General features: G+C 60.3%; 16 protein-coding genes, 1 tRNA gene and 1 rRNA gene. 10 read left to right on the top strand and 8 right to left on the bottom strand.

The window, feature by feature from the left end:
* The first annotated feature begins 92 nt into the window (after positions 1-92).
* From rrf to QWE_RS21455, 4 genes are all read left to right on the top strand, one after another.
* Positions 93-207: ribosomal RNA gene (rrf, locus tag QWE_RS21475) — 5S ribosomal RNA — on the top strand.
* A gap of 145 nt (positions 208-352) precedes the next feature.
* Positions 353-429: transfer RNA gene (locus QWE_RS21470), tRNA-Met, on the top strand.
* A 412-nt stretch (positions 430-841) separates the two neighbouring features.
* The gene (gene glsA / locus QWE_RS21460; RefSeq protein ID WP_052018248.1) at positions 842-1,834 is read left to right on the top strand and encodes a glutaminase A; all 993 of its coding nucleotides are present in this window, start codon (positions 842-844) and stop codon (positions 1,832-1,834) included.
* A gap of 435 nt (positions 1,835-2,269) precedes the next feature.
* Complete coding sequence (locus QWE_RS21455) at positions 2,270-4,462, top strand: mechanosensitive ion channel domain-containing protein (protein WP_006728281.1); 2,193 nt, start codon at positions 2,270-2,272, stop codon at positions 4,460-4,462.
* Positions 4,463-4,492: 30 nt separating this feature from the next.
* Here the strand turns inward: QWE_RS21455 and QWE_RS21450 are convergent, their stop codons facing one another.
* From QWE_RS21450 to QWE_RS21435, 4 genes are all read right to left on the bottom strand, one after another.
* Positions 4,493-5,836: an HlyD family type I secretion periplasmic adaptor subunit gene (locus QWE_RS21450; protein WP_006728280.1), complete on the bottom strand. Its 1,344-nt coding sequence runs from the start codon at positions 5,834-5,836 to the stop codon at positions 4,493-4,495.
* A gap of 12 nt (positions 5,837-5,848) precedes the next feature.
* The gene (locus QWE_RS21445) at positions 5,849-8,029 is read right to left on the bottom strand and encodes a type I secretion system permease/ATPase (RefSeq protein WP_006728279.1); all 2,181 of its coding nucleotides are present in this window, start codon (positions 8,027-8,029) and stop codon (positions 5,849-5,851) included.
* An 11-nt stretch (positions 8,030-8,040) separates the two neighbouring features.
* Entirely contained in the window at positions 8,041-10,038 is a 1,998-nt protein-coding gene (locus QWE_RS21440) for a hypothetical protein (protein WP_240532597.1), read from the bottom strand.
* A 125-nt stretch (positions 10,039-10,163) separates the two neighbouring features.
* Positions 10,164-11,843: a hypothetical protein gene (locus tag QWE_RS21435; protein ID WP_006728277.1), complete on the bottom strand. Its 1,680-nt coding sequence runs from the start codon at positions 11,841-11,843 to the stop codon at positions 10,164-10,166.
* Between the two features lie 796 nt (positions 11,844-12,639).
* On the opposite strand from QWE_RS21435, the gene QWE_RS21430 reads away from it, so the two are divergent.
* Positions 12,640-13,458 (top strand): response regulator transcription factor, encoded by an 819-nt coding sequence (locus tag QWE_RS21430; protein ID WP_052018247.1) that lies wholly within the window; start codon positions 12,640-12,642, stop codon positions 13,456-13,458.
* Positions 13,451-13,933, top strand: coding sequence for a hypothetical protein (locus QWE_RS21425; protein WP_052018246.1), 483 nt, complete (start codon positions 13,451-13,453; stop codon positions 13,931-13,933). Before QWE_RS21430 ends, QWE_RS21425 begins: the two co-directional genes overlap by 8 nt.
* Positions 13,934-14,275: 342 nt before the next feature.
* Here QWE_RS21425 and QWE_RS21420 read toward each other — a convergent pair whose 3' ends face one another.
* Genes QWE_RS21420 through QWE_RS21405 form a run of 4 tightly spaced genes read right to left on the bottom strand, consistent with a single transcriptional unit; the run spans position 14,276 to position 17,685 of the window.
* Positions 14,276-15,514, bottom strand: a complete 1,239-nt coding sequence (locus tag QWE_RS21420) for an ABC transporter substrate-binding protein (RefSeq protein WP_040300851.1) — start codon at positions 15,512-15,514, stop codon at positions 14,276-14,278.
* Positions 15,515-15,560: 46 nt separating this feature from the next.
* Positions 15,561-16,607, bottom strand: a complete 1,047-nt coding sequence (locus QWE_RS21415) for an aldo/keto reductase (RefSeq protein ID WP_006728273.1) — start codon at positions 16,605-16,607, stop codon at positions 15,561-15,563.
* A gap of 1 nt (position 16,608) precedes the next feature.
* Positions 16,609-16,959, bottom strand: a complete 351-nt coding sequence (locus tag QWE_RS21410; RefSeq protein ID WP_006728272.1) for a TIGR04076 family protein — start codon at positions 16,957-16,959, stop codon at positions 16,609-16,611.
* 12 nt (positions 16,960-16,971) lie between these two features.
* Positions 16,972-17,685 (bottom strand): GntR family transcriptional regulator, encoded by a 714-nt coding sequence (locus QWE_RS21405; RefSeq protein ID WP_006728271.1) that lies wholly within the window; start codon positions 17,683-17,685, stop codon positions 16,972-16,974.
* Between the two features lie 97 nt (positions 17,686-17,782).
* On the opposite strand from QWE_RS21405, the gene QWE_RS21400 reads away from it, so the two are divergent.
* From QWE_RS21400 to QWE_RS21385, 4 genes are read left to right on the top strand one after another with little or no spacing between them, the layout of a single operon-like run.
* Entirely contained in the window at positions 17,783-18,595 is an 813-nt protein-coding gene (locus QWE_RS21400) for an ABC transporter ATP-binding protein (RefSeq protein ID WP_006728270.1), read from the top strand.
* Complete coding sequence (locus QWE_RS21395) at positions 18,592-19,338, top strand: ABC transporter ATP-binding protein (protein ID WP_006728269.1); 747 nt, start codon at positions 18,592-18,594, stop codon at positions 19,336-19,338. The genes QWE_RS21400 and QWE_RS21395 overlap by 4 nt, the downstream gene beginning before the upstream one ends.
* Complete coding sequence (locus QWE_RS21390; protein ID WP_006728268.1) at positions 19,335-20,246, top strand: branched-chain amino acid ABC transporter permease; 912 nt, start codon at positions 19,335-19,337, stop codon at positions 20,244-20,246. Before QWE_RS21395 ends, QWE_RS21390 begins: the two co-directional genes overlap by 4 nt.
* Entirely contained in the window at positions 20,243-21,202 is a 960-nt protein-coding gene (locus QWE_RS21385; RefSeq protein WP_006728267.1) for a branched-chain amino acid ABC transporter permease, read from the top strand. The genes QWE_RS21390 and QWE_RS21385 overlap by 4 nt, the downstream gene beginning before the upstream one ends.
* The last annotated feature ends 3 nt before the right edge of the window (positions 21,203-21,205 follow it).

The raw sequence follows: 21,205 nt of genomic DNA, 5'->3' as shown, positions 1-21,205 counted from the left end.
ATCCCATTCAGTCGCAAAACAAAGACGTGTTCACTTAAAGACAAACAGGCGAATGCCTGTGCCAGCTTCTCAACAACATTGCCCTTAGCCGACCTGGTGGTCATGGCGGGGTGGCTGCACCCGTTCCCATTCCGAACACGGCCGTGAAACGCCCCAGCGCCAATGGTACTTCGTCTCAAGACGCGGGAGAGTAGGTCGCTGCCAGGTCTGCTAAAGGCAATGTTGTCAGCTAAAAACGCTGAAAAACAATCTTCTCGACACAACATCGGCCCAAGCCGAAATCTTAGGGCCGCCAAAAGCGGCCCTTTCTGCTTGGTAACAACTCTCAAGCGCAACAAAGTTGCGCTCTTGGCGCGGGGTGGAGCAGCCCGGTAGCTCGTCAGGCTCATAACCTGAAGGCCGCAGGTTCAAATCCTGCCCCCGCAACCAAATCAGAGTGGTAACTAGCGCTATTCAAGTCGTTTCCCCGAAAGCTCCTCTGCGTAAGCCGCGAGGAGCTTTTGTTTTTTGCGCCCCATGTCGATGTCGCCGGACAACGGGCGCGCCAAAAAACCCTGATCAAGCATCATGCAGAGCAAAGCGTGAATAACCGAGCGGACGTTACATGCCGTCCTGAAGAATGATGCGCAATTCGTAGCAGGCCCCTTCAGAACGGCTTGAAGGGCTGCGTTTTGGTGGCGGTGCTGCATACGGCTGATCGGCTCTGGTGAATTTGTCGCCATCGTCGGTGCCTACTTGGCGGATGTTGTGCTCACCGTCATATCGGGGGCGAAATGCTGTCGATCTTCATACTATAACAGGAACGACAAGCAGCACATTCAATCGAGTTGGGACGTATGACATGGTAGATCCTGTTGAGGATGCGACAGAGTTGAAGGCAATTCTCAGCGATGTTGTCTCTCACGTGAGAACACGTGCGCCTGGAATTTACGACGAGGCCGTCGCGGAAGCCAAGGAGAAAGATAAGCCGACCCCGCGCAAGGCGGACTTTGAAAAGTTCGGCATCGCAGTGTTCACCAGGACCGGCGAGCTCGCATTCGCCGGCAATGCCAGCATCGGCTTTCCGATCCAATCCATATCCAAGGTCTTCGCCCTTGAGCTTGCGCTTGAAGCGCTCGGCGAGGCTTTGTGGAAACGGGTCGGGCGTGATCCATCGGGCGACCCCTTCAATTCCATCATCGATCTTGAACGCGCCAAGGGTGTTCCACGTAATCCGTTCATCAACGCCGGTGCATTGGTCGTATGCGATGTTCTCGCTGGTCTCGGAGGAAGCGCAGGTCCAAATCGTCACGTGGTTCGCTTTGTTGAAAGCATGCTCGATGGTGAGGCGGTGGCGCTCGACAAGGATGTTATGGCCAGCGACCGTACCGGCGGCGACCTCAATCGTTCGCTGATGTTCATGGCGAGACACCACGGCAATCTGAACCATGCGGTAGATAAGGTCATGGAAGCCTATATCCACCAATGCGCCATCACGCTGGATTGTCGCGGACTTGCCAAGGCAGGCCGCTTTCTCATCCTTGACGACCCCGAACAAGAGAATGATGTAACCCTGGCAGCGGCGCGGCGCGCTCGGCGGATCCTTTCGGTGATGATGCTGTGTGGCCAATATGATGGCTCAGGTGACTTCGCCTATCGGGTCGGATTGCCTGCCAAATCAGGCGTCGGCGGCGGAATTCTCGCCGTTGTACCCCATTGCGCCTCAATCGCCGTGTGGTCGCCAGCACTCGATTCAATGGGCAACAGTTGGCTCGGCACACTGGGGCTGGAGTTGGTCAGCTCCAAGACTGATTGGTCGGTCTTCGGCAGAGCGCGCCGGCGAATTGCCAGCTAACACGAATTTCTTTGAAAGAGCTCGCTCGTTTCGGTCGAAGAGCTTCGGGGGAGATCACCTCAGGAGCGCCGAGTTCAACGACAATGCTTGGCGTCCCCGCCACCGGCAGCGGAGAGGGGTGACCGCGTCTGCCAATGAGCCGGTCCAGCTGAGTGTCCCCTCTGAGGGCGCGGATTTCGTTGAAAGGCTCGAACCATCGTCCGGGCATCCGCACCGCATCCCACGGCAATCGTCCGAAGTGCGGCGATATAAAAGCCTTGATTAGCCCAAAACGGAAGTACTCGCGGGGCATGCAGCGGCGATGCACTTGAAAGTGCGAGGTTTCCGCGTCGGGCAGTTGGTCCTCCAACACGGACATACCGCGTGGAGCAGGGGTTGACGATGCGTTCCGAGGAGCCATTTCCCTCACTTGACGTTCCCAGCTGAAGGTATCCAATGGCTTTCCGTCGAAACTTCGCCAGCCTGCTGCTGCTCCTCGGCCTCCTTGTTTTTTCCTCTCAGGGCTTGGCGCAGGAGACGGGCGGGTCAGCGCCTTCGTCGGATTCGAGCATCAATGACCTGATCCGGATCCTCGAGAACGAGGATGCTCGAAATGCGCTGCTCACGCGGCTGAAAACCGCAGCCGCAGACCAACGCGACGAAGAAGCCGGGGAGGGCGATGCCACGATTGCGCGGCAGATTGCCGAGCAGACCAAATCGACGGCTGAGCGATTCATCGCGGGAGCCCAGGCGCTTTGGAACAGTTTGGCCGGGATCGCCTTGACGTTCACCGCATCCGGCACTGTCGACACGCAAGTCCTCCAGCCTCTGGTCTTGAACATCCTTCTGGTCGGCGCGGGGCTGTTCACCTCATTTTTCTTGCTGCGTCTGGCGGCCTATCCCGTCATGCGCGCTCTCGATCAGCGGGCCGCTCGTCACCATCGACTGGTACGGATCATATTCACCCTGTTCGCCACGCTTGTCGACTTGGTCGCCGTTCTGTTGGCCTGGGGCACCGGATATCTGATTGCGTTGCAGCTGGTCGGCGGAACGGGCGGAATGGACATCAATCAGACACTGCTTCTCAATGCTTTCCTTCTGGTCGAGATGCTGAAGGTGGTGATGCGGCTCGTCTTCCATCCACGCTTTGCGTCCTTGAGGCTCTTGCCTCTCTCCGACATGACAGCGGCCTATTGGTATTTCTGGTTGGCGCGTGCTGTATCGCTAGTCGGATACACCTTCATGTTCATCGCCCCCATTCTCGCGGCAAACATTTCTGAGGCTGCAGCACAGGCCGTCAGGGTGCTGGTGATGCTCACGGCACTGATCATCTCGATTGTTGTCATCCTTCAGAACCGCGATCGGGTTCGCCAGTTTCTGGCGGCACGCGCAGCGAGTGGTCGCTCCGATTTCATCGGCCGGAGCGGCGCGTTCCTTGCCGGGATCTGGCACCTGGTGGCGATCGCCTATCTCGTCGCCATTTTCGCGGTCTGGTTGGTCAATCCAACCGATGCTCTGCCGTTCATGCTGGCAGCAACGATCAGATCCGTCGTGGCAATAGTGGTCGGGGGATTGGTGATTGCATTCATCGGCCGGTTCGCCAATGCCGGCTTGCGACTGCCCGATGACGTTCGGGCGAGGTTGCCAGGCCTCGAGGCGAGGCTGCAAGCTTTCGTGCCGCGGGTCATGCAGATCGTTCGGACAGTGGTATCGGTCGGCGTGGTCATTGCCATTGCCCAGGCATGGGGGCTGATCGATTTTCTCGGCTGGCTGTCTTCTGAGGCCGGCCAGCAGGTGAGTGCGTCGGCCCTGGCCGCGCTCGTGATCCTCTTGCTCGGTTTTGTCGCCTATCTGACGATGTCGTCCTGGGTTGAATATCGCCTCAATCCGGCATTCGGCACGATCCCGACAAGTCGTGAAAAGACACTGCTCTCGCTGTTCTACAATGCGTTCACGATTGCACTGGTCGTGCTGGTGTCGATGCTGGCGCTGGCACAGATCGGTGTCAACATCGCCCCGTTGCTGGCCGGCGCCGGTGTTCTGGGCCTGGCTATCGGTTTTGGTGCCCAGAAACTGGTGCAGGATATCATCACGGGCGTCTTCATCCAGCTGGAAAACGTGATGAACGAGGGGGATGTCGTCAGCCTCGGGAGCGTCAGTGGCGTGGTGGAGAAACTGACGATCCGCTCGGTCTCGATCCGCTCTCTGGACGGCACGCTGCATCTCGTGCCGTTTTCCTCCGTCGACACTGTCTCCAACATGGTTAAGGGTTTCGGTTATCACGTCGCCGAAATCGGTGTTGCCTACCGCGAGAACATCGCCGAGGTGAAGGAGGCAATGCAGGAGGCCTTCGACCTTCTCATGCAGACAGAATGGGCCAGCACAATCATCGGTCCGCTCGACATGCATGGCGTTACCGCCTTCGGTGACAGTGCGATTATGGTGCGCGCCCGGATAAAGACCGCTCCCGGCGCACAGTGGGGAACGGGCCGCGCTTACAACGAATTCATCAAGCGGGTCTTCGACAGTCGAGGTATCGAGATCCCGTTTCCGCATGTCACGCTCTATATGGGCGAAGACAAGGCCGGGATGTCACCGCCACTTCGGGTCGAAGGCGGGTTGGCGTCGGGCTCGAGTGGCCAGGAGTGAGGCCAATCGTCAAGGGGCCGTGGTGTCGCCTCACTGTTCCGAGAAGGCACGCGACATGCTGTCTGTGACTGGTTTTGCGATATAGTTGAAGAAGGTTCTCTCGTTCGTCTGGATCATGACTTCGGCGGGCATGCCGGGCGTCGGGGCAAAGCCTTGTACCCGTGCCAGTTCCGACGGCGCTATGTTGATCCGGGCAAGATAGACGTCGTGAGGGGCGGAAGAGCCGCTGCTCGATTGCTGGAGCGCGTCGGCGGAGAGGTAAAAGACCTTTCCCATGATCACGGGTGTTGTTCTCTGATTGAGCGCCACCAGCCGGATCGTGGCTTGCTGGCCAAGCTTGACGCTGTCGATGTCGTTGCGCGAGATCTGCGCCTCGATAATTAGCGGCACGCCGGCCGGCAGGATTTCGAGGATTGCCTTGCCGCTTTCGATGACGCCGCCATTGGTGTGATAGTGTATGCGAACGACGGTGCCAGAGACCGGCGCATTGATCGTCGCGCGTTCGAGAATATTCGATGCCTCGCGCAGCTGCTCCCGCACCATGTCGCGCTCACCCTGAATGGCCTGCAGACGCTCCAGCGCATCTTCGCGATAGGCACTTTTTGCACGCAGAACTTCCTGCTCGCCCTTCGTGCGTTGAGTCTGGGTTTCGGCTATTTCCGCTTCCAGACGCCCGATCTGTCCTTCCGCCTCGGCTATGGCGCGCAAAAGTGCCTTGACCTCGTTGGCCCGGGCGACGCCCTTTTCCAGGAGCACCTTCTTTGCCGCATACTCGTCTCTTAAAAGGTCGAGTTGGCGGATCGAGGCATCGCGTTGCCGCGTGTATCCGATTTCGCGGAATTCGAGTGCGCGGATGTTCTGCTCGAGGAGGGACAGTTCACTCGACAGCTTTTGGCGTTGTGCCTTGAAGTTCAGTTGTTGCGTGACCAGAATTGCCCAGACATCGGCATCGCCCCGATGTTCGTCGATAAGGGCGGACAGATCGAGCTTTTCCATCGTCTCGAATTGCGCGGTCAGCCGGGCAGCCGTCACATCGAGGCGCATGCGGCGCAGGAATAGTTCCCGCTTTCTTGCCAGTGCCGCCGTCTTGTCCAACTGCACGAGCGCCTGTCCCTCGACAACCTGGTCTCCCTCGCTGACAAGGATCTGCTCGATGATACCGCCCTCCAGATGCTGGAGGATCTTGTTTTGTCCCGTCGCCACGAAGCTGCCCTGGGCGATGACCGCTGCAGCGAGTGGGGCTGTCGTCGCCCAGGTTCCGAACCCGCCGAATGCCACCACCAGCATGACCAGACCGATGATGGTCTGTTTGCCGATTGATCGGGGAACCTCGGAATACCATTCGATGTCTTGAACCCTGGCGATGTCTGCCATGTCAGTCGCCTCCTATTGCAACTGATGACCGAAGGATCCGCCTTCGATGTCGATTCCGCGGGTTTGCAGTGCCTTCAATACATCCATGCGCATGCCGAAAAGAGCGACAGTGCCATTCACCAGCAGGAGGATTTTGTCGACGCTCTGCAAGAGGGATGGGCGCTGGGTGACCGTGATCATGGTGATCTTCTGCTCTCGCGCGTGTTGCAAGGCACGCATCAGGGCAACGTCGCCGGCGCTGTCGAGGTTAGAATTTGGTTCGTCGAGGACGACGAGATGGGGATCGCCGAAAAAGGCGCGTGCCAGCGCGATCCGTTGTTTCTGGCCACCCGACAGCGGCGCACCGTCTGCGGCGACCATGGTTTCGTAGCCGTGCGGGAGGGTTGCGATCATTTCATGGACGTCGGCAAGCATGGCCGCGCGGTAGATCTGTTCGTCGTCCGCATCCAACCGCATGCGTGCGATATTGGCCTTGATCGTGCCCGGAAACAGTTGCACGTCCTGCGGCAGGTAGCCGATATTCTCGCCGAATTGCCGCTGGTCCCAATTGCGCAGGTCCATGAGGTCCAGACGCACATTTCCCGACGTGGGAAGGATGGAGCCGACCAGCATCTTGCCGAGGGTCGTCTTGCCGGCGCCGGAATTGCCGATCACGGCAAGGGACTCCCCCGGTTGGAGCGAAAAGGAAATGCCGTTCAGCACGACCCTCTTGGTGCCCTGCGGGACATAGAGCAGCCGTTCGACATCGAGGCGCCCTTCGGGTTTCGGCAGATTGAGGCGTTCAAAGTTGAGCGGCGAGGCTTTCAGTAAGGCTGAGATCCGGCCATAGGCGGCGCGGGACTGGCTGAACTGGTTCCAGCCCTCGATCGCACCTTCGATCGGCGCAAGCGCGCGGCCGGCGATGATGGAGGAGGCGATGACCATGCCGCCGGTCAATTCTCCCTTGAGCGCAAGATAGGCACCCCAGCCGAGCATTGTCACTTGGGTCAAGAGGCGCACGCCCTTGGACATGGCGGCGATTGCGATGTTCCGGTCCTGGGCGATGACCTGGGCTTTCAGCGAGGCGGCCGTGTCCTTGCCCCAGATCTGCACGGCCTCGGGGATCATGGCCAAGGCGTTGATGATCTGCGAATTGCGGGTCATCGAGTCGAGGTGAAGGTTCGCCTTTACCTGTGCCGCGTTCGCATCGGCGAATGGGACAGCCGTCATGCGTTGGTTGATCTGAGTGAAAATGAGCAACAGGATCGCCGTGACAACGACGATGTAGCCGAGATGGGGGTGAATGAGGAAGACCGCCAGCAGGAAGATCGGCGCGATCGGGGCATCGAGAAAGGCGAGGAGCGTTCGCGAGACGAGGAAGGAGCGAACCTGCTGCAGGTCGCCCAGCGTCTGGTATTCCCGACCGTTTCCCTGCAGCGACGCCCGCGCTGCAGCGCTGAGGATCGGCGCGCCGAGCTGCGCCGCGAACTCGACTGCTGTCCGCATCAGAATGAACCGGCGCAGTGCGTCGAAAGCCGCCTGAAGAATGATGGCACCGACGATCACAACCGTCAGCATGATCAGCGTATCCGTGGATCGGCTGGTGAGCACACGGTCGGAGATCTGGAACAGGTAGATCGGTATGGCCAGAACGAGCACGTTGCTCGCAACCGTGAACACCATGACGATCATGAGATTGCGTTTGACCGCATTGATGCCGGCCTTGAGGCTGGCATCGAAATCGACCTGTCCCAGACGCTTGTGAAACGTGCCGCCTCCGCCTCCGCCTTTTCCGCCACGACTGGTTTCCGACGTGCTGGATGCCGTTTTGTCGCTTCTGATGGGACCATAGTCCGCATCGATCACCTTCATGCCGTCGGCGACGCGCGATTCCGTCGGACGGTTCGCCGGTTCGTCAGAGGCCGGTGTTTGATCCTGGCGGACCTCCGCCACCGTTTCGCCTGGGGCCGCATCCGCAGTGGATGTCTGGCTGTAGGCGACCCGCAAGGGGTTGGGTGGACGGACCTGTTGAGCGGGGGCAACCAGTTGCGGCCTGACACTGGATCGGCCGGCCTTCAGATCTTCTTCCACGACGCGCTCGAGGTTCTTATAGGCGTCGTCGGTGTCGTTCGATGCCTCCAGGCGTGGTGCTCTGGGAGCCGGGGTCTGCGAAGGTTCGACCGGCTGTTCGAGATGCTTGCGGATTTCCGACATTGTTCTTCCCTTTAATGGCCAATGATGGAGTTCACACCATCACTTGCATGGCCGTCATAGTCGGAGGGCATGCAGGCGGCGCCAGATGCCGCCGAGTGGTCATCATGACCCAGCATGGAACCGTCCAGGAAAAGCACGGCCTCACTGACCAGTGCATCCGGATTCGGATTGCCGAAATCGGGGTGAGGCGAGATCAATTCAGCCTGGAAAAGCGTTTCCTGGGAGTATTGTTGTCCGCCGATGTAAGTCTTGCCGACGGAATCCAGATCGATGATCGTTGCATTGTTCACCAGCGTGTTCGATCCGGTTTCGAGCCTCCAGTCCGCCTGAAGGTTGGGTGCGATCGCATCCATGGCCAGCGCGATCTGATCGCTGTCACCGAGAATGTTCGTCTGGCGGATGTATTGCAGATTGATCAGGTCGCCGCTGACGTAGAGAACCCGCAGTCCTTGCAGGCCGGAAAAGGCTTCGTCGGAGAGAACGTCAGGCGCCAGACTACCCTCGCCACTGGCAAACAATGTCAGGGTGCTGATTTGCCCTTCAGACAAACTGTCGAAACGATCGGCATCGCCGACCGTGCCGATCCGCGCCTGGTTCCAGAGCAAATTCCCGGATGATGAATATGTCCCTTCGCCGAAGGTCTGAAAATCCGCTGTTGCGCCGATCACGTCATTGTCGAACAGGACATTCAACTGGTGAATGATGTTCGCGTCGAAGACAGAGCCACCGATGATGATCAGGTCATAGGTAAAGCCCAGTTCGAAGACCGAGGCATGGTTGATGCCGAAATTGTCGCCGGCGATCACGCGCGTGGTCACCCCTGAGGAGGAGAGAATGCCGACATCGTCGTCACTCATGAAAATGATCTGCTCAAGCCAGTTCAGGATCATGAGGTCACCCTCAATCTCCGTCACCGCCCAGAAAGCGGGGTAGCCTTCGCTGGCGCCACTGACTGGCTTGTTGCTACTCGACGTGTCCAAATGATCGAAGGTCGCTATGTTGAAGAGCTCGTTCGCGGCCGCCTGGTCTGTCCAGTTGCCGACCGCCGAGGAGATCGAGTCGGCGTCCCACAGAGCGTTGATCTGAACGATCGCGTTGACTTCGATGTGATCTCCGCCGACAAGCGTCACCGTCGCGCCAGTCCAGAAGTTCTGCAGCACGACGTTGTTGATCAGCGTGTTGCCGCCAGTCTCGACCGTTACCGAAACCTCGATGGCTGCCGATCCATCTTCTCTCATCCAGACATTGGAACCTGAAGCTTCTGTCGCCTCGTCCTCGGCATCGTCGAAGGAACGATAGTCCTCAAGTTGCGGTGCTTCGTCGACAAGCACGCCGTTGACATAGATGCCGTCGATCGATTCTGCGCGGATGTGAACCTGTACCGCTTCACCGTCTCCAGACGCCGTTTCCAGCTGGTCGATGACCGACTGGATGACGGCGATCATGTCGTTGCTTGAGCCCGGACGATCGAAGGTCCCGAGCGGCGATAACGCGGCTGCCGCTTCAAAGCCCTCCAGCACGGCAGAATCGTCGATCACTTGCGGATTGTATGCGAACCCATGTCCGCCAACACTGAAATAGTCATCGTCGGAAAGGGAGATCGCCTGGTTGAAATGATTGACCACGGATCCCGGCGCTTCGATCTCCGGGGAGATGTAGCGCACCGTGTTCGCAGGCGCGCTCGCATCGTCTTTGAACCCATCCGGGAGAGCGCGGCCATCGATGTAATAGCCGACTGATCTTGCAGCGATGATGATCTCGGGCGCGATCGCTTTCGCCGGGACGTACCAGTGATCAGGCGGTGATGCGCGATAGCCGAACCCTGGTTCGAAACCCAGCAGGTCGAAGGGCGCTGCGAAGTCGCTGGTGTGAACCGGTAACTTCTTGACGTCGATGTCGACCTTGGTGAAGGCGAACTCCGTATATGCGTCCCGAGCCCGCGCATTCTCGACGCTGATATGGAAGAAGCCGATAAAGTGACTGATCTCTTCGGTGAATTTATCCATCATCGTCAAGGCCGTAACTCCTTGTTGCCGAGCTGCCGACATGGACATGCGTCATGCGGCAAAAACGAACTGCGCAGGAAGCCTGCGCAGCTCCTTTTCGATTGATCTTGGTCGATGCGCCTCCCGGCTCAGATGCCGTCGTCGCCGTCCTCCCCGACGACCGTGCTGGTCAGGCTGCCGCCGACAATGGTCATGTCGATGGCGTTCTGTTGCAGGTTCGCACCCATCACGATGTGCTGGTTGAAGGCGCTGGTATCGATGCCGGCATCCGCACTCGCCGAGCTGTTGCCGGTGACAAAGCCGTCATCGCCATTGCCCGAGCCCCAGGAGCCGCCATCGCCTGCGCCCCCGAAGCCGTTTGTTGCGGTGCCGCCAGCGCCGCCGAATGCACCGTCGCCGCCATCGGCCCAGCCGCCGACCGCACCGCCACCGGTGCCGGTGGTCCAGGCGCCGCTAAGGGCTGCGCCACCATCACCGCCGCCTGCCCAGGCATGTCCGCCATAGGCATCACCGCTGATCGCACCGCCGGATACGCCACCCGCACCGCTGCCTGCACCGCCATCGCCACCATCGCCACCGGCGCCGAGGCCTGCTCCGTTGCCGGCTCCCGTGCCGATGCCCATGCCGCCGGCATCGCCACCGTCACCGCCATTGCCGGAATTGGTCGCACCACCGCTGGTGCCACCGGCCCCGCCGGGGCCACCGCCGTTCGCGCCGCCGCCAGTATTGCTGCCGCCTGTGCCACTGTTTCCGGCATTGCCCCCTTCATTGTCGATGAGGATCGGATTGATGAGCCCCAGCGAAAGGCCAAGACCATTGCCGCCGTCACCTCCGGTGGAGGAGCTGTTACCAGCATCATCGGCGTCGCCACCTTCAGCGTCACCGCCTGCACCGCCACTTCCGGTGCCCCCTGTGGTGCTGGCGCCACCAGCACCGTCGCCCGCCATTGCCAGGCCGGCGCCCAAGCCGAGACCAAGACCGAGGCCGAGGCCGATACCGGCAGCACCATTGCCACCAGTGCCGCCGACGCCGATGCCACCGAGAGCTGCTCCGGAGTCGGCCGAACCGCTATCCCCTTCTCCGCCTTCAGCCTCACCGCCATCGCCTTCGCCACCTTCGGCACCGCTCAAGGCAAGGCCACCAAGGCCGATACCCCCGAGGGCAGCACCGCCGAGCGCGAAGCCGCCATTGCCCCCGGCACCGCCGTCAGCGTCGGCATTGCTGCCGCCATTCCCGCCGCCGCCGCCGCCGCTGATGCCTTCTTCGGCCTCGGCCCTGCCTCCCGTGGCATTGGCATTCACCGTGAAGGCAGCATCGTTCTTGACCTCGGCATTATCCAGCCGGTCGTTGTCCTGGAGATTGGCGATCTGGTTGAAGACATTGCCGCTGTCATTGCCGGCGCCGTCGAGCGCATCGTTCATGATGTCCTTGAACTGGACGTTGAACAGGCCATCGACGGATGAGCCATTGGATACATCGATATCGGCGAAGTCATCATCCGATGGGAGATAGCCTTCCATTCCCGCATCGACCGTGACGCCGACGGTGACAGTGGTCGTGCTGATGTTCTCGTTGACGTTCAGATTGGCATTCAGGTTGCCGTTGCCATTCAGGTTCCCGTTACCATTGCCGTTCAGGTTCCCGTTTTCGTTGAGGCTTTCGGAGCTGCTGGACTGGTGTTGTCCTTGCCCCTGTCCTTGAGCTTGCGCCTCAAGCTGAGCCTGCGCCTGGGCCTGCAGCTCACTCTGCTGCTGCTCCTGTTCCTGCTCGTCGTGGTCGTAGTAATTGTGCTTCGATTTGCCTGACATAGTCGTATCCTCCGTGGTCGGAGTTCGCGACTGCTTGACCGCTATTCATCTTCTATACGGTCTTTACATGCGAATTCCGGACTTGTCTGCGGTTGAAGGTTGTTAATCCCGCGAAGGACCCTTCGATGTCGCCATCGCTGAAAGCGCGGATGCCGATGAAGTGTCCCCCTGGGAGTGGCTGTGAGGTGCGGATCTCTGTTCCAGGCGTTGACTGACAACAAGCTTGCCCGACGCGAACGACATGATCGCCGCCTCACCTCGAACTCTGTGCTTGTTGAGGGCCAAAGATAAGCTGATAGATGGAGCTAGTAGTGTGCAGCGCAGCAAGCGCAGACCGGGATCTAGACCATTGGTCGAAACATCATCCCAGGTGGGCGCCGACTGTCGTCCAGCATGCGGCTTCCTGTTTCGAAACGATGCAGCCCAGAGGCTCGCCTGCCTTCGAATTCTCCGTGCGAATTCTGTAAAGTGGAGGCGGGCATGGGTCAGATCGGGTCCGGATCGATCGGCTCCGGTTCCGGAATTTGACGTAGATCAGCATCGAAAGTTGTAGCGTTCCGCCCGGAAAACACCCAATTTGAGTAGGTCTCTCGTCTTGCGGGCGATAGATTCTTCCGCAGGAGCAGCCAGTTGCGATCTGCCGTTGCAAGGTACTGGCTCATGAAGTCTAGCCTGGCCTCAAGTAGATCGTTCGGACTATTCCAAACCGATGGCGTTTGGGTTACCGTTTTCTAAATAAGCGCAGATCGCATTTGTTTTTGCAATTTTTGGTTGCGTTTCCTCTGGGAGGCATGGCATGAGACAACTTGCGCCTCACGTCGCAGGTGATGGTGCGGTTTCGGCTGCCCCATTGCCAGTGTCGCCCAATCTTCGAACGTTGTTATATGTTGGGCCGCCGGAGGTCATCTCCGCCGCAATGGCGGCCGCGATAGAACGTGAATTCCCTTTCCTCACCGTTGCGCAAAGCATCAGTCTGAAATCGGCCCTCGAGGAATTTGAGGCGCCGCTGCGGCTCGTTCTCATCGATTTGCTGCAAGCCAGCGAGCTCAGCGAATGTGCGGCCGATCTGCTGGCGCAACATCCCTCAGCCTCGATCGCCATCGTCACTGACAGCGATCTGCGCGGCAGCGTCGAGCGGCTTCATCTGATCGATACCCGGAATGTCCAGGGTGTCTTGCCGCTCAACGTCAGCCTCGACGTCCTTCTCTCCATGCTGCGCATCATTTTGCGGGGCGGGACTTATTTCCCGTCCATCACTTCCCAAGGTCATGACGGCGTCAGCTGGCGAGCGGAGGCCGGCGGTCCGGAGGATCAGAAATCGCACCGCGTGCAAACAAACCAAGGCAAGATCATGCACCAGTTGACCAAACGTGAAAACGAGATCCTGGCCAGGATAGCCTTGGGCAACCAAAACAAGATCATCGCCGCGGCGCTCGGTCTGTCCGAGCATACGGTGAAGATCCACATCCACAACATCATCACCAAGCTTGGGGTGCACAATCGGACGGAAGCGGTCGCGCTATACTTCGAGCACCGAGATCGGGAAGGCAGGGGGGCGGACACCGGCTATGCGAACAGGCCTGGTGGCGATCCTGCCTCGGGCACCGATGCCTAGATTCCAAGATGTGCTGCTGCTGATCGGACAGCTGAACTATACCTGGACCAACACCGAAAGTCTTTTGATCCACATGATTGCGGGGCTCTCCCAGTCGGACAAGGAAACCGCAATTGTCATCTTTCTCACCCTCAACACGCCACGGGCACGCATCGATCTCGTCGAGCGTCTGGCCAAAATGCAGAAAACGCCCTCGGGTTGCCGCGCGGAGATCCTCGACACAACCAGGCGTCTCTCAGAGGAAGCCAAACTCCGCAACAAATACAACCACTGCATCTATTCCTTTGATCCCGACAGTGGGCGTGGACTGACCCAGTCGATGCGCATCTTTGAAGGAAGGGACGATATCAAATACGGCAAGATCGAGGAACTTGACGAGCAGGAGATCGCTCGGATCCGCGAAAGCATTCGCTCTCTCATCAAGATCAACCAGACGTTCTGGAGCATCACGGAAAAATACGGCTTTCCGAAATGATCGGGCTTCTAGTCATTAGGCCCCAACTACGGGATCGCAGCGGATAACGTTGGATCAAGCGAATGCAATAAGCGGCACAGCACCTCGAGTGCTGGCGCCCAACAAGAACGCCTCCCAAGGCATCCGAAAGCTTCGATGCTGTTAGGCTTCCGCTCCATCTCCCAGTCAGGACGCTATCGTGGCAATTCCAGCTATGACCGGTCCAATTGCGACTTCCTCACGGCATGACAGATTCTGGTTGATTGACGACTTGGAAGACGGATCGACGTGCGATTGGCCTCACCCACCTGCAGCACCGGGCGGCCCTGAAGGCCGCCCGGTGTCTTGGCTGGTTCGCAATCCTTACTTTGAAAGCGTGGCCTTGATCTCGGACACGGTCTCGGATTCCATCTGGCCCACGGTCGTCACCTCACCATCGGTGATCTTCCAGAGGCGGAAGGGGCCGGTGATGTCGCCGTATTGGTCGAAGCTGACGGGGCCAATGACGCCTTCATATTTGATCGGCTTGCCATCCTTGAGCAGTCCGAGGGCCTTTTCGAATTCCGCCTTGCCGGCATAGATCGGCGTGCCGCCGGGTGCTGTGACTTCCGAAATTGCCGTCTTGATCGCGTCCTTGTCAGCCTTGCCGGCCTTGGCGATGGCAAGGGCCGCGATCGCACCGGCATCATAGGATCGATCGGCCGCTGGCGCAGACGGCTCGATGCCACCGGAGAACTCGGCGTAATTGGCGTTGAAGTATTCGGTCGAGGTCGTCGGCGTTGTGCCCGACGATGTGCCATAGGCTTCGTTCAGATACTGCGCGCCAACGCTGGCGATGAAGTCCTTGGAGTTCATGCCGTCGTTGAACAGGAACTTCTGGACGCCGCCGCCGGAGATCCAGGCGCGGGCGATGGTTGCGCCGTCCACCGGCGTCGAGATGAGGTAAAGCGCATCCGGTTCGCCTTCCATGGCGACCGAAGCCTCGGAGGAATAGCTCGCCTGCTTCTCGTTATAGGGTGTCGTCGAGGTGATCGTTCCGCCGAGCTTGGTGTAGGCCGCCGTGAACTCTTGCTTCAGATTGTTGCCGAAGTCGTTGTTGACGTGGATGATGGCGATCTTCTTCATGCCCTGATCGAGCGCGTATTTTGCGGCCGCCGTGCCCTGCAGCGCGTCCGAGGTGATGGTGCGGAAGAAGACACCATTGGTCTTGCCCTCGCGTCCGAGTGCCGTCAGCGTCGGGGATGAGGATGCCGGAGAGACCTGTACGACACCGGCGGGCGCCGTGACGGAGGTGAGGATCGGGATCGAGACCGAGGAAATGATGCCGCCGATGATGACCGGCACCTTCTTGATGTTGACGAGCTGTGTGGCCTGGTCGACGGCGACATTGCCCTGGCTCTGGCTGTCGCGCGTGTCCATGACCAGCTTGCAGCCGTCGACGCCGCCCGCTTCGTTGAAGTCACGGAAGGCCATCTCGACGGATTTGGCGCCGGCCTTGCCGTATTCTCCGGCAGGGCCCGTCAGTTCCATGACCACGCCGACGGTGATGTCGCATTCTTGTGCCGAGGCAGGCGCTGCACCGATTGCGAAGCCCGCGAGCATGGTTGAAGCCAGGACGAGGCGTTTCAGATGATTTCCCTTGTTCATGTCATTCCCCTTTGTTGAGATTATATTTCATGATGCTGCCGTGACGCCCGGTGCGGTCCCGCTCGAGCGTATAGACGTCGCCTTCCAGTTCGCGGGCCCCGGCCATAGCGGCTTCGACCTCTGCGAGATCGGCGTCCGACAAAACGACATCGGCGATGGCGAGGTTGGAGGCGAGGTGATCGCGATTGCGCGCGCCGACAATGACTGCCGTCACACCCGGCCGACGGAGCATGGCCGCGCTCGCAATCGTTGCAATGTCGGTCGCGTGCCGGTCCGCCACTTTGCGAAGCGTCGACAGCAAGGACTGGAACAGATCCCAGCCACCGAGATCGTCGATGATCAGCTTGTATTTGGTCAGCGAGCGGTTTTCGAGCGGGTGCTCCGGTTCAGCCTTGCCGAGCCAGCGGTCGGACAGGAAGCCGCCGGCGACGGTGCCGTAGCAGAACAGCGCGAAGTCGTGGCGGGCGGCCAGGTCGACCATGCGCTTTTCCGGCCGGCGGTCGAGCAGCGAATATTGCAGCTGCAGCGAGGTCAGCGGGATCCCGCCATCGAGGATTGCCGTGACATGGTCGCTGTCGAAATTCGTGGCGCTGATCTTGTCGATCCGCCCATCCTGCTGCAGCTCTTTCAGCCAGCCGAGGGTGTCGAGCCAGGCCGGCATTTCGTAGTCCCACCAGTGAAACTGAACGAGATCCAGGCGCTCCATGGCGAGGCGCTTGCGCGACGTGTCGATCACGCCTTCGACATAGGCCTTGGTGATCGTCGGGAGCACGCCGAGATCGGGCACGAACTTCGTATGGACGCGGATGCGATCAAGCGCTGCCTGGCCCTGCAGATCGCGGTAGCGCAGCCGGAAGCGCCCGATCAGGTCTTCGACGCCGGTGTAGATGTCAGCGCAGTCGAAGGTGGTGATGCCGGCATCGGCGAAAGCCACCATGTCTTCGATGGCCATCTCTTCATCGATGGCACCATGGCCACCGGCAAGCTGCCATCCACCGCGGATGACGCGGGAGATCTCGTAACCGGGGGCGATGGAGATACGCTGCATATTACTCTTTTCCTTCGAGGGGCACGGCGGTCGTGGCGGCATGGCTGAAGCGGCGAAGGCCTGTGCGCTTAATTCGCAATCTGGTGGAGCAATTCGGGTCAGGGCAGGCGATGTCCGCATCCGTCGTCATCCAGTCATGCGCATGGGTCGGGCGCTGCTTGGCGGCGAGAAGCGGAAGCACGGAGGCCAGGGAGTAGATCGACAGTCCCTGTCCCGGCGGAAGATAGAGCATCTCACCCTGAAGCTCGAAATAATCACCGGGCTTGGCGCCGCAGTAGACCGCGCCGTTTTCGGGGATCACCACCTCGACGCGCAGGTCAAAGAGTTCGAATGTATCGTCCGTTCCGCTCATCTGTGCCTTCCCTCACGCCGCTTCTTCGCCGGCGTCGAGACGCCCTCGCACGAGATCGAACGAGCGACCGATATCATTGGAAAGCGCGTTAACGGCTGCGTCTTCATCGCGCGCTTCGAGTGCTTCGATGAGCGTCCAGTGGTGATTGGTGGCTGCAAGGCCGCCTTGTTCGTCGTGGATATGGGCGGCGGCGCGCACGACTGGACCGGACTGAAGCCAGAGGCTTTCGACCATCGGGATCAGCACGCGCGAGGAGGCGGCGCGATAGATATGGAAATGGAAACGATGGTTGATTTCAGAGGTCACCGGGCCAACGTCCTGGCCATGGCGCTCGAAAGCCGCCTCGCAATCCCGGTTGATCTGTTTCAGGCTTTCGATGTCTTCCGCCGTCAGCCTGTCACAGGCGAGCGCCACAAGACGCCCCTCGATCAGGATCCGCGCACGTTCCAGGTCATCCAGGCGTTCGCGGGTGATCAACGGCACGCGGATCGAGCGATTGGGCAAGGCTTCCAGGGCCTGTTCGGAGACAAGCCGGCCGAGCGCTTCCCTGACCGGCATGGTGCTCGTCTTCAGGCGATCCGCCATGTCGACGATCCGCAGCATGTCGCCTGCGGCAAAGCCGCCGTTGATCAAGGTGCGGCGCAGCTGGTCGTAGACGCGATCCTGTAGCGTCTCGCGGCCCACAGGCGTGAGGACGTCGTCCGACTGGCCTATCGTATCCGTCATGCCGCCTCCCAGAGCCTATCGGAAATATCGGTTGATTTTCGCGTCTGCGTAAAGTTTGATCAAACATCACCGATCAAATCAAGGCTCATTTTTGAAGATGAATGCCGCGCATTCCCCACCTTCTGCGTCGTTTCCGAAAGCCTCAGCAGCCGCCGCCATAGAGGCACGGCATCTGACGAAGCATTTCGATGGGCTGACCGTGGTCTCCGACATGTCGCTTCAGCTCGGCCAGGGCGAGATCCTGGGCCTGATCGGGCCGAATGGTGCTGGCAAGACCACCATGTTCAATCTGCTCGCGGGCAGCCTCAAGCCCAGTTCCGGCGAGATCTGGGTCGGAGGACGAGAAGTTTCCAGCGAAGCGCCGGAGAGGCGCATTGACCGCGGGGTCGCGCGAACGTTCCAGATCCCCCGCCCGTTTCTGGAGATGAGCGTGCTCGAAAATCTGCTGGTCGGCGCTCAGAGGCAGACGGGCGAAGGCCTGTTTGCCAATTTTCTGAAAGCCCGTCTGGTGCGGCGCGAAGAGAAGGCAGCACTTGAGAAAGCGCATGCGATCCTGGAGTTCGTCACGCTGTCTCGGCTGGTCCATGAGCCCGCACGCGTGCTGTCCGGTGGACAGCGCAAGCTTCTGGAACTCGCGCGCGTGCTCATGGCCGATCCGCAAGTGATCCTGCTCGATGAGCCAGCTGCAGGGGTGAACCCGGCTTTGCTCGAAGTGATTATGGAGCGGGTGGTGGCGTTGAACGCCGAGGGCAAGTCTATCCTGCTCATCGAGCACAACATGGACATGGTATCGAGGCTGTGCTCGAGGGTGGTGGCCATGGCGCTTGGCAAGCTGCTTGCCGAAGGTGCGCCAGCTGACGTGGCGGCTAATCCTGCAGTCGTCGAAGCCTATCTCGGCGGTGGCGCATGATCGATCCGGTTCTCACAACCTCGGCGCTGGTCGCGGGCTATGAGCCGGACCTTCCCATTGTTCGCGGCGTCGATTTTTCCGTCGCACAGGGCGAACTCGTGATCCTCTTGGGGCCGAACGGTGCTGGCAAATCCACTTTCGTCAAGGCGATCGCTGGCATGGTGCCGGTGCATTCGGGTCTGATACATCTGGCAGGCCGGGATATCACGGATGTCGCGCCGCACCGCAAATTGGCTGAGGGTCTCGCCTTCGTGCCGCAGACGGAGAATGTCTTTGCCAGCATGAGCATTTTGGAAAACCTCCAGATCGCGGTGTCGCTCCTGCCGAAATCGCAACGTAACCTCGCCATCGAGACGATGCTGACCCGCTTTCCGGATCTCGCCGTCAAGCCGAAACGGCTGGCGGGCGCGCTCTCCGGTGGTCAGCGGCAGATGCTGGCGGTGGCGCGCGCGCTGGCGCTCAATCCGCCCGTTCTTATCCTCGACGAGCCATCCGCTGGGCTCTCGCCAAAGATCGTCGGCGAGGTCTTTTCCATGCTCAAGCGCATCAATGGCGAGGGCGTGACGGTTGTTCTGGTCGAGCAGAACGTCAAGGCAGCCATGGCGATTGCCGATCGCGCCGTCATTCTGGCCGAAGGGCAGATCCGCCACGAGGGAACACCTGCCGATCTCGCCGATGATCCGCTCGTCGGACAGATCTATCTCGGCACGACGAGCCGCAGTGGCCTGGAGAGGACGCCATGAACCCGCAATTCCTGATGGACGGGCTGATTGCAGGGGCAATCATCGGGCTGGGCGCGGTCGGCGTCACGCTCACCTATTCGATCCTGCGCTTCTCCAATTTTGCCCATGGGGAACTTCTGTCCTGGGGTGCCTATCTCGCACTGGGCATCAGCAGTGCGCTTGGCGTGTTGGCAGCAGGGCTTACCACGCCGCTCGGGCCGTTCTCGTTCGGGTGGTCGCTTCCGATCGCAGCGGTGCTCGCCATCGCATTGACGGGGCTCCTGGCGCTTGCCTTGGATGCCGCGCTGTTTTCGAGCTTCCGGCGACGCGGCAGCGCCATCATCATCATGGTCATGGCAAGCTTTGGCGCGTCGCTGGCTTTGCGCAGTCTGCTCGAATTCCTGTTTACCTCGAAGCCCGCCTATTTCAGCCAGGCGCTGCAGATTGCCATGAAGCTCGGACTTGGTCTCAGAGCAACGCCGGACCAGTTGGCCATGCTGGCTGTGGCGCTGGTCTCTGTCATCATCGTGCATCTCGTCATGACGCGGACCGATATCGGCCGGGCCATGCGCGCGGTCAGCGAAAATCCCGGCCTTGCTGGTATCGCGGGCATCGATGTCCGCCGGGTTATCCGCACGGCCTGGTTTCTGGGCGCCGCACTCGCCTGTATCGCCGGCATTATGAGCGGGTTGATCATTCAGATCCGCCCCTATCTCGGGCACGACCTTCTGCTGCCCCTGTTTGCGGCCGCCATTCTCGGAGGGATCGGCTCGGTCCCGGGCGCCATGATTGCCGGCCTGTTCATCGGCCTTTCGGAAGCCTTTACGGTCCAGCTCATCGGGGCGGAATGGCGGGCGGCTGTGTCTTTTGCCATCCTGATTGCGGTTCTTCTCGTCCGCCCCCGCGGCCTGTTCGGAAAAGCGACATGAGCATCGATCTTATCGCCTATGGCGCCTTCTTCCTGACCATGGCTTTCACCTATGCGATCATCTGCCTGGGGCTGAATGTTCAGTGGGGCATGACGGGTTTGTTCAATGTCGGTATCGCCGCATTCGTCGCGGTCGGTGCCTATACCTCGGCCATTCTGACGACACCTGATACGGCAGAGCGCTTTGGCGGCTTCGGCATGCCGATCGCCGTTGGCTGGCTGGGGGCTGCCGTCGTTTCGGGAGCGCTTTCCTGGGCCGTCGGCGCGCTGACCATCCGTCTGAGAGCCGACTATCTGGCCATCGCAACCTTCGGGGTCGCTGTCACCGTCCAGCTCTGCATGCTCAACCTGCAGAGCGTCACCGGCGGATCCTTCGGGATCGGCTTCATTCCGCGGCCTTTTGCCGACCTGCAGGGCGACGCGCTGCTTTTCAGTCTGGCTAATTGTGGGCTCATGGCCCTTGTCGTGCTGGTGCTCTATCTCGGTCTGCAACATCTGTCGCGCAGCCCCTGGGGGCGCGTCTTGCGGGCGATCCGCGAAGATGAGACTGCCGCGCAGGCGCTCGGCAAGCGGCCTGTCCGCTTTCGCTTGCAGGCGTTTACCGTCGGCGGCGCCATCATGGGCCTTGCCGGGGCCGCCCAGGCACATTTCATCGGCTTCATCGCGCCCGACAATTACATGCCGGTTCTCACCTTTCAGGTCTGGGCCATGTTGATCGTTGGCGGCTCCGGCAACAATCGCGGTGCGATTGCCGGTGCCATTCTCGTCTGGGGGCTCTGGGCGCTGACGGCTGCTGCCGTCTCGGCCTTCGTGCCGCCAGAGGAACAGGCGCGGGCGGCCGCCTTGCAGATCGTCGCCATCGGCGTCGGGCTCTGCCTCATGCTTTTGCTGCGTCCGCGCGGCCTGTTCGGCGAGGTGAGCCCGCTCGCGCGCCTTAGCCGCAACAAACAATCCTGACCA

The organism is Agrobacterium albertimagni AOL15 (genome assembly GCF_000300855.1).
Lineage (GTDB): Bacteria > Pseudomonadota > Alphaproteobacteria > Rhizobiales > Rhizobiaceae > Allorhizobium > Allorhizobium albertimagni.
The sequence above is the reverse complement of the archived record's forward strand: the minus strand, read 5'-3'. Positions and strand labels throughout refer to the sequence as shown.

Excerpts from the sequence above, each read along its gene's own strand:
- QWE_RS21395 (WP_006728269.1), top strand. The coding sequence starts at position 18,592 with ATGATCGATCCGGTTCTCACAACCTCGGCGCTGGTCGCGGGCTATGAG.
- QWE_RS21430 (WP_052018247.1), top strand. The coding sequence starts at position 12,640 with ATGAGACAACTTGCGCCTCACGTCGCAGGTGATGGTGCGGTTTCGGCT.
- QWE_RS21440 (WP_240532597.1), bottom strand. The coding sequence starts at position 10,038 with ATGATGGATAAATTCACCGAAGAGATCAGTCACTTTATCGGCTTCTTC.
- QWE_RS21385 (WP_006728267.1), top strand. The coding sequence starts at position 20,243 with ATGAGCATCGATCTTATCGCCTATGGCGCCTTCTTCCTGACCATGGCT.
- QWE_RS21445 (WP_006728279.1), bottom strand. The coding sequence starts at position 8,029 with ATGTCGGAAATCCGCAAGCATCTCGAACAGCCGGTCGAACCTTCGCAG.
- QWE_RS21390 (WP_006728268.1), top strand. The coding sequence starts at position 19,335 with ATGAACCCGCAATTCCTGATGGACGGGCTGATTGCAGGGGCAATCATC.
- QWE_RS21425 (WP_052018246.1), top strand. The coding sequence starts at position 13,451 with ATGCCTAGATTCCAAGATGTGCTGCTGCTGATCGGACAGCTGAACTAT.
- QWE_RS21435 (WP_006728277.1), bottom strand. The coding sequence starts at position 11,843 with ATGTCAGGCAAATCGAAGCACAATTACTACGACCACGACGAGCAGGAA.
- QWE_RS21450 (WP_006728280.1), bottom strand. The coding sequence starts at position 5,836 with ATGGCAGACATCGCCAGGGTTCAAGACATCGAATGGTATTCCGAGGTT.
- glsA (WP_052018248.1), top strand. The coding sequence starts at position 842 with ATGGTAGATCCTGTTGAGGATGCGACAGAGTTGAAGGCAATTCTCAGC.
- QWE_RS21415 (WP_006728273.1), bottom strand. The coding sequence starts at position 16,607 with ATGCAGCGTATCTCCATCGCCCCCGGTTACGAGATCTCCCGCGTCATC.
- QWE_RS21420 (WP_040300851.1), bottom strand. The coding sequence starts at position 15,514 with ATGCTCGCGGGCTTCGCAATCGGTGCAGCGCCTGCCTCGGCACAAGAA.
- QWE_RS21405 (WP_006728271.1), bottom strand. The coding sequence starts at position 17,685 with ATGACGGATACGATAGGCCAGTCGGACGACGTCCTCACGCCTGTGGGC.
- QWE_RS21455 (WP_006728281.1), top strand. The coding sequence starts at position 2,270 with ATGGCTTTCCGTCGAAACTTCGCCAGCCTGCTGCTGCTCCTCGGCCTC.
- QWE_RS21410 (WP_006728272.1), bottom strand. The coding sequence starts at position 16,959 with ATGAGCGGAACGGACGATACATTCGAACTCTTTGACCTGCGCGTCGAG.
- QWE_RS21400 (WP_006728270.1), top strand. The coding sequence starts at position 17,783 with ATGAATGCCGCGCATTCCCCACCTTCTGCGTCGTTTCCGAAAGCCTCA.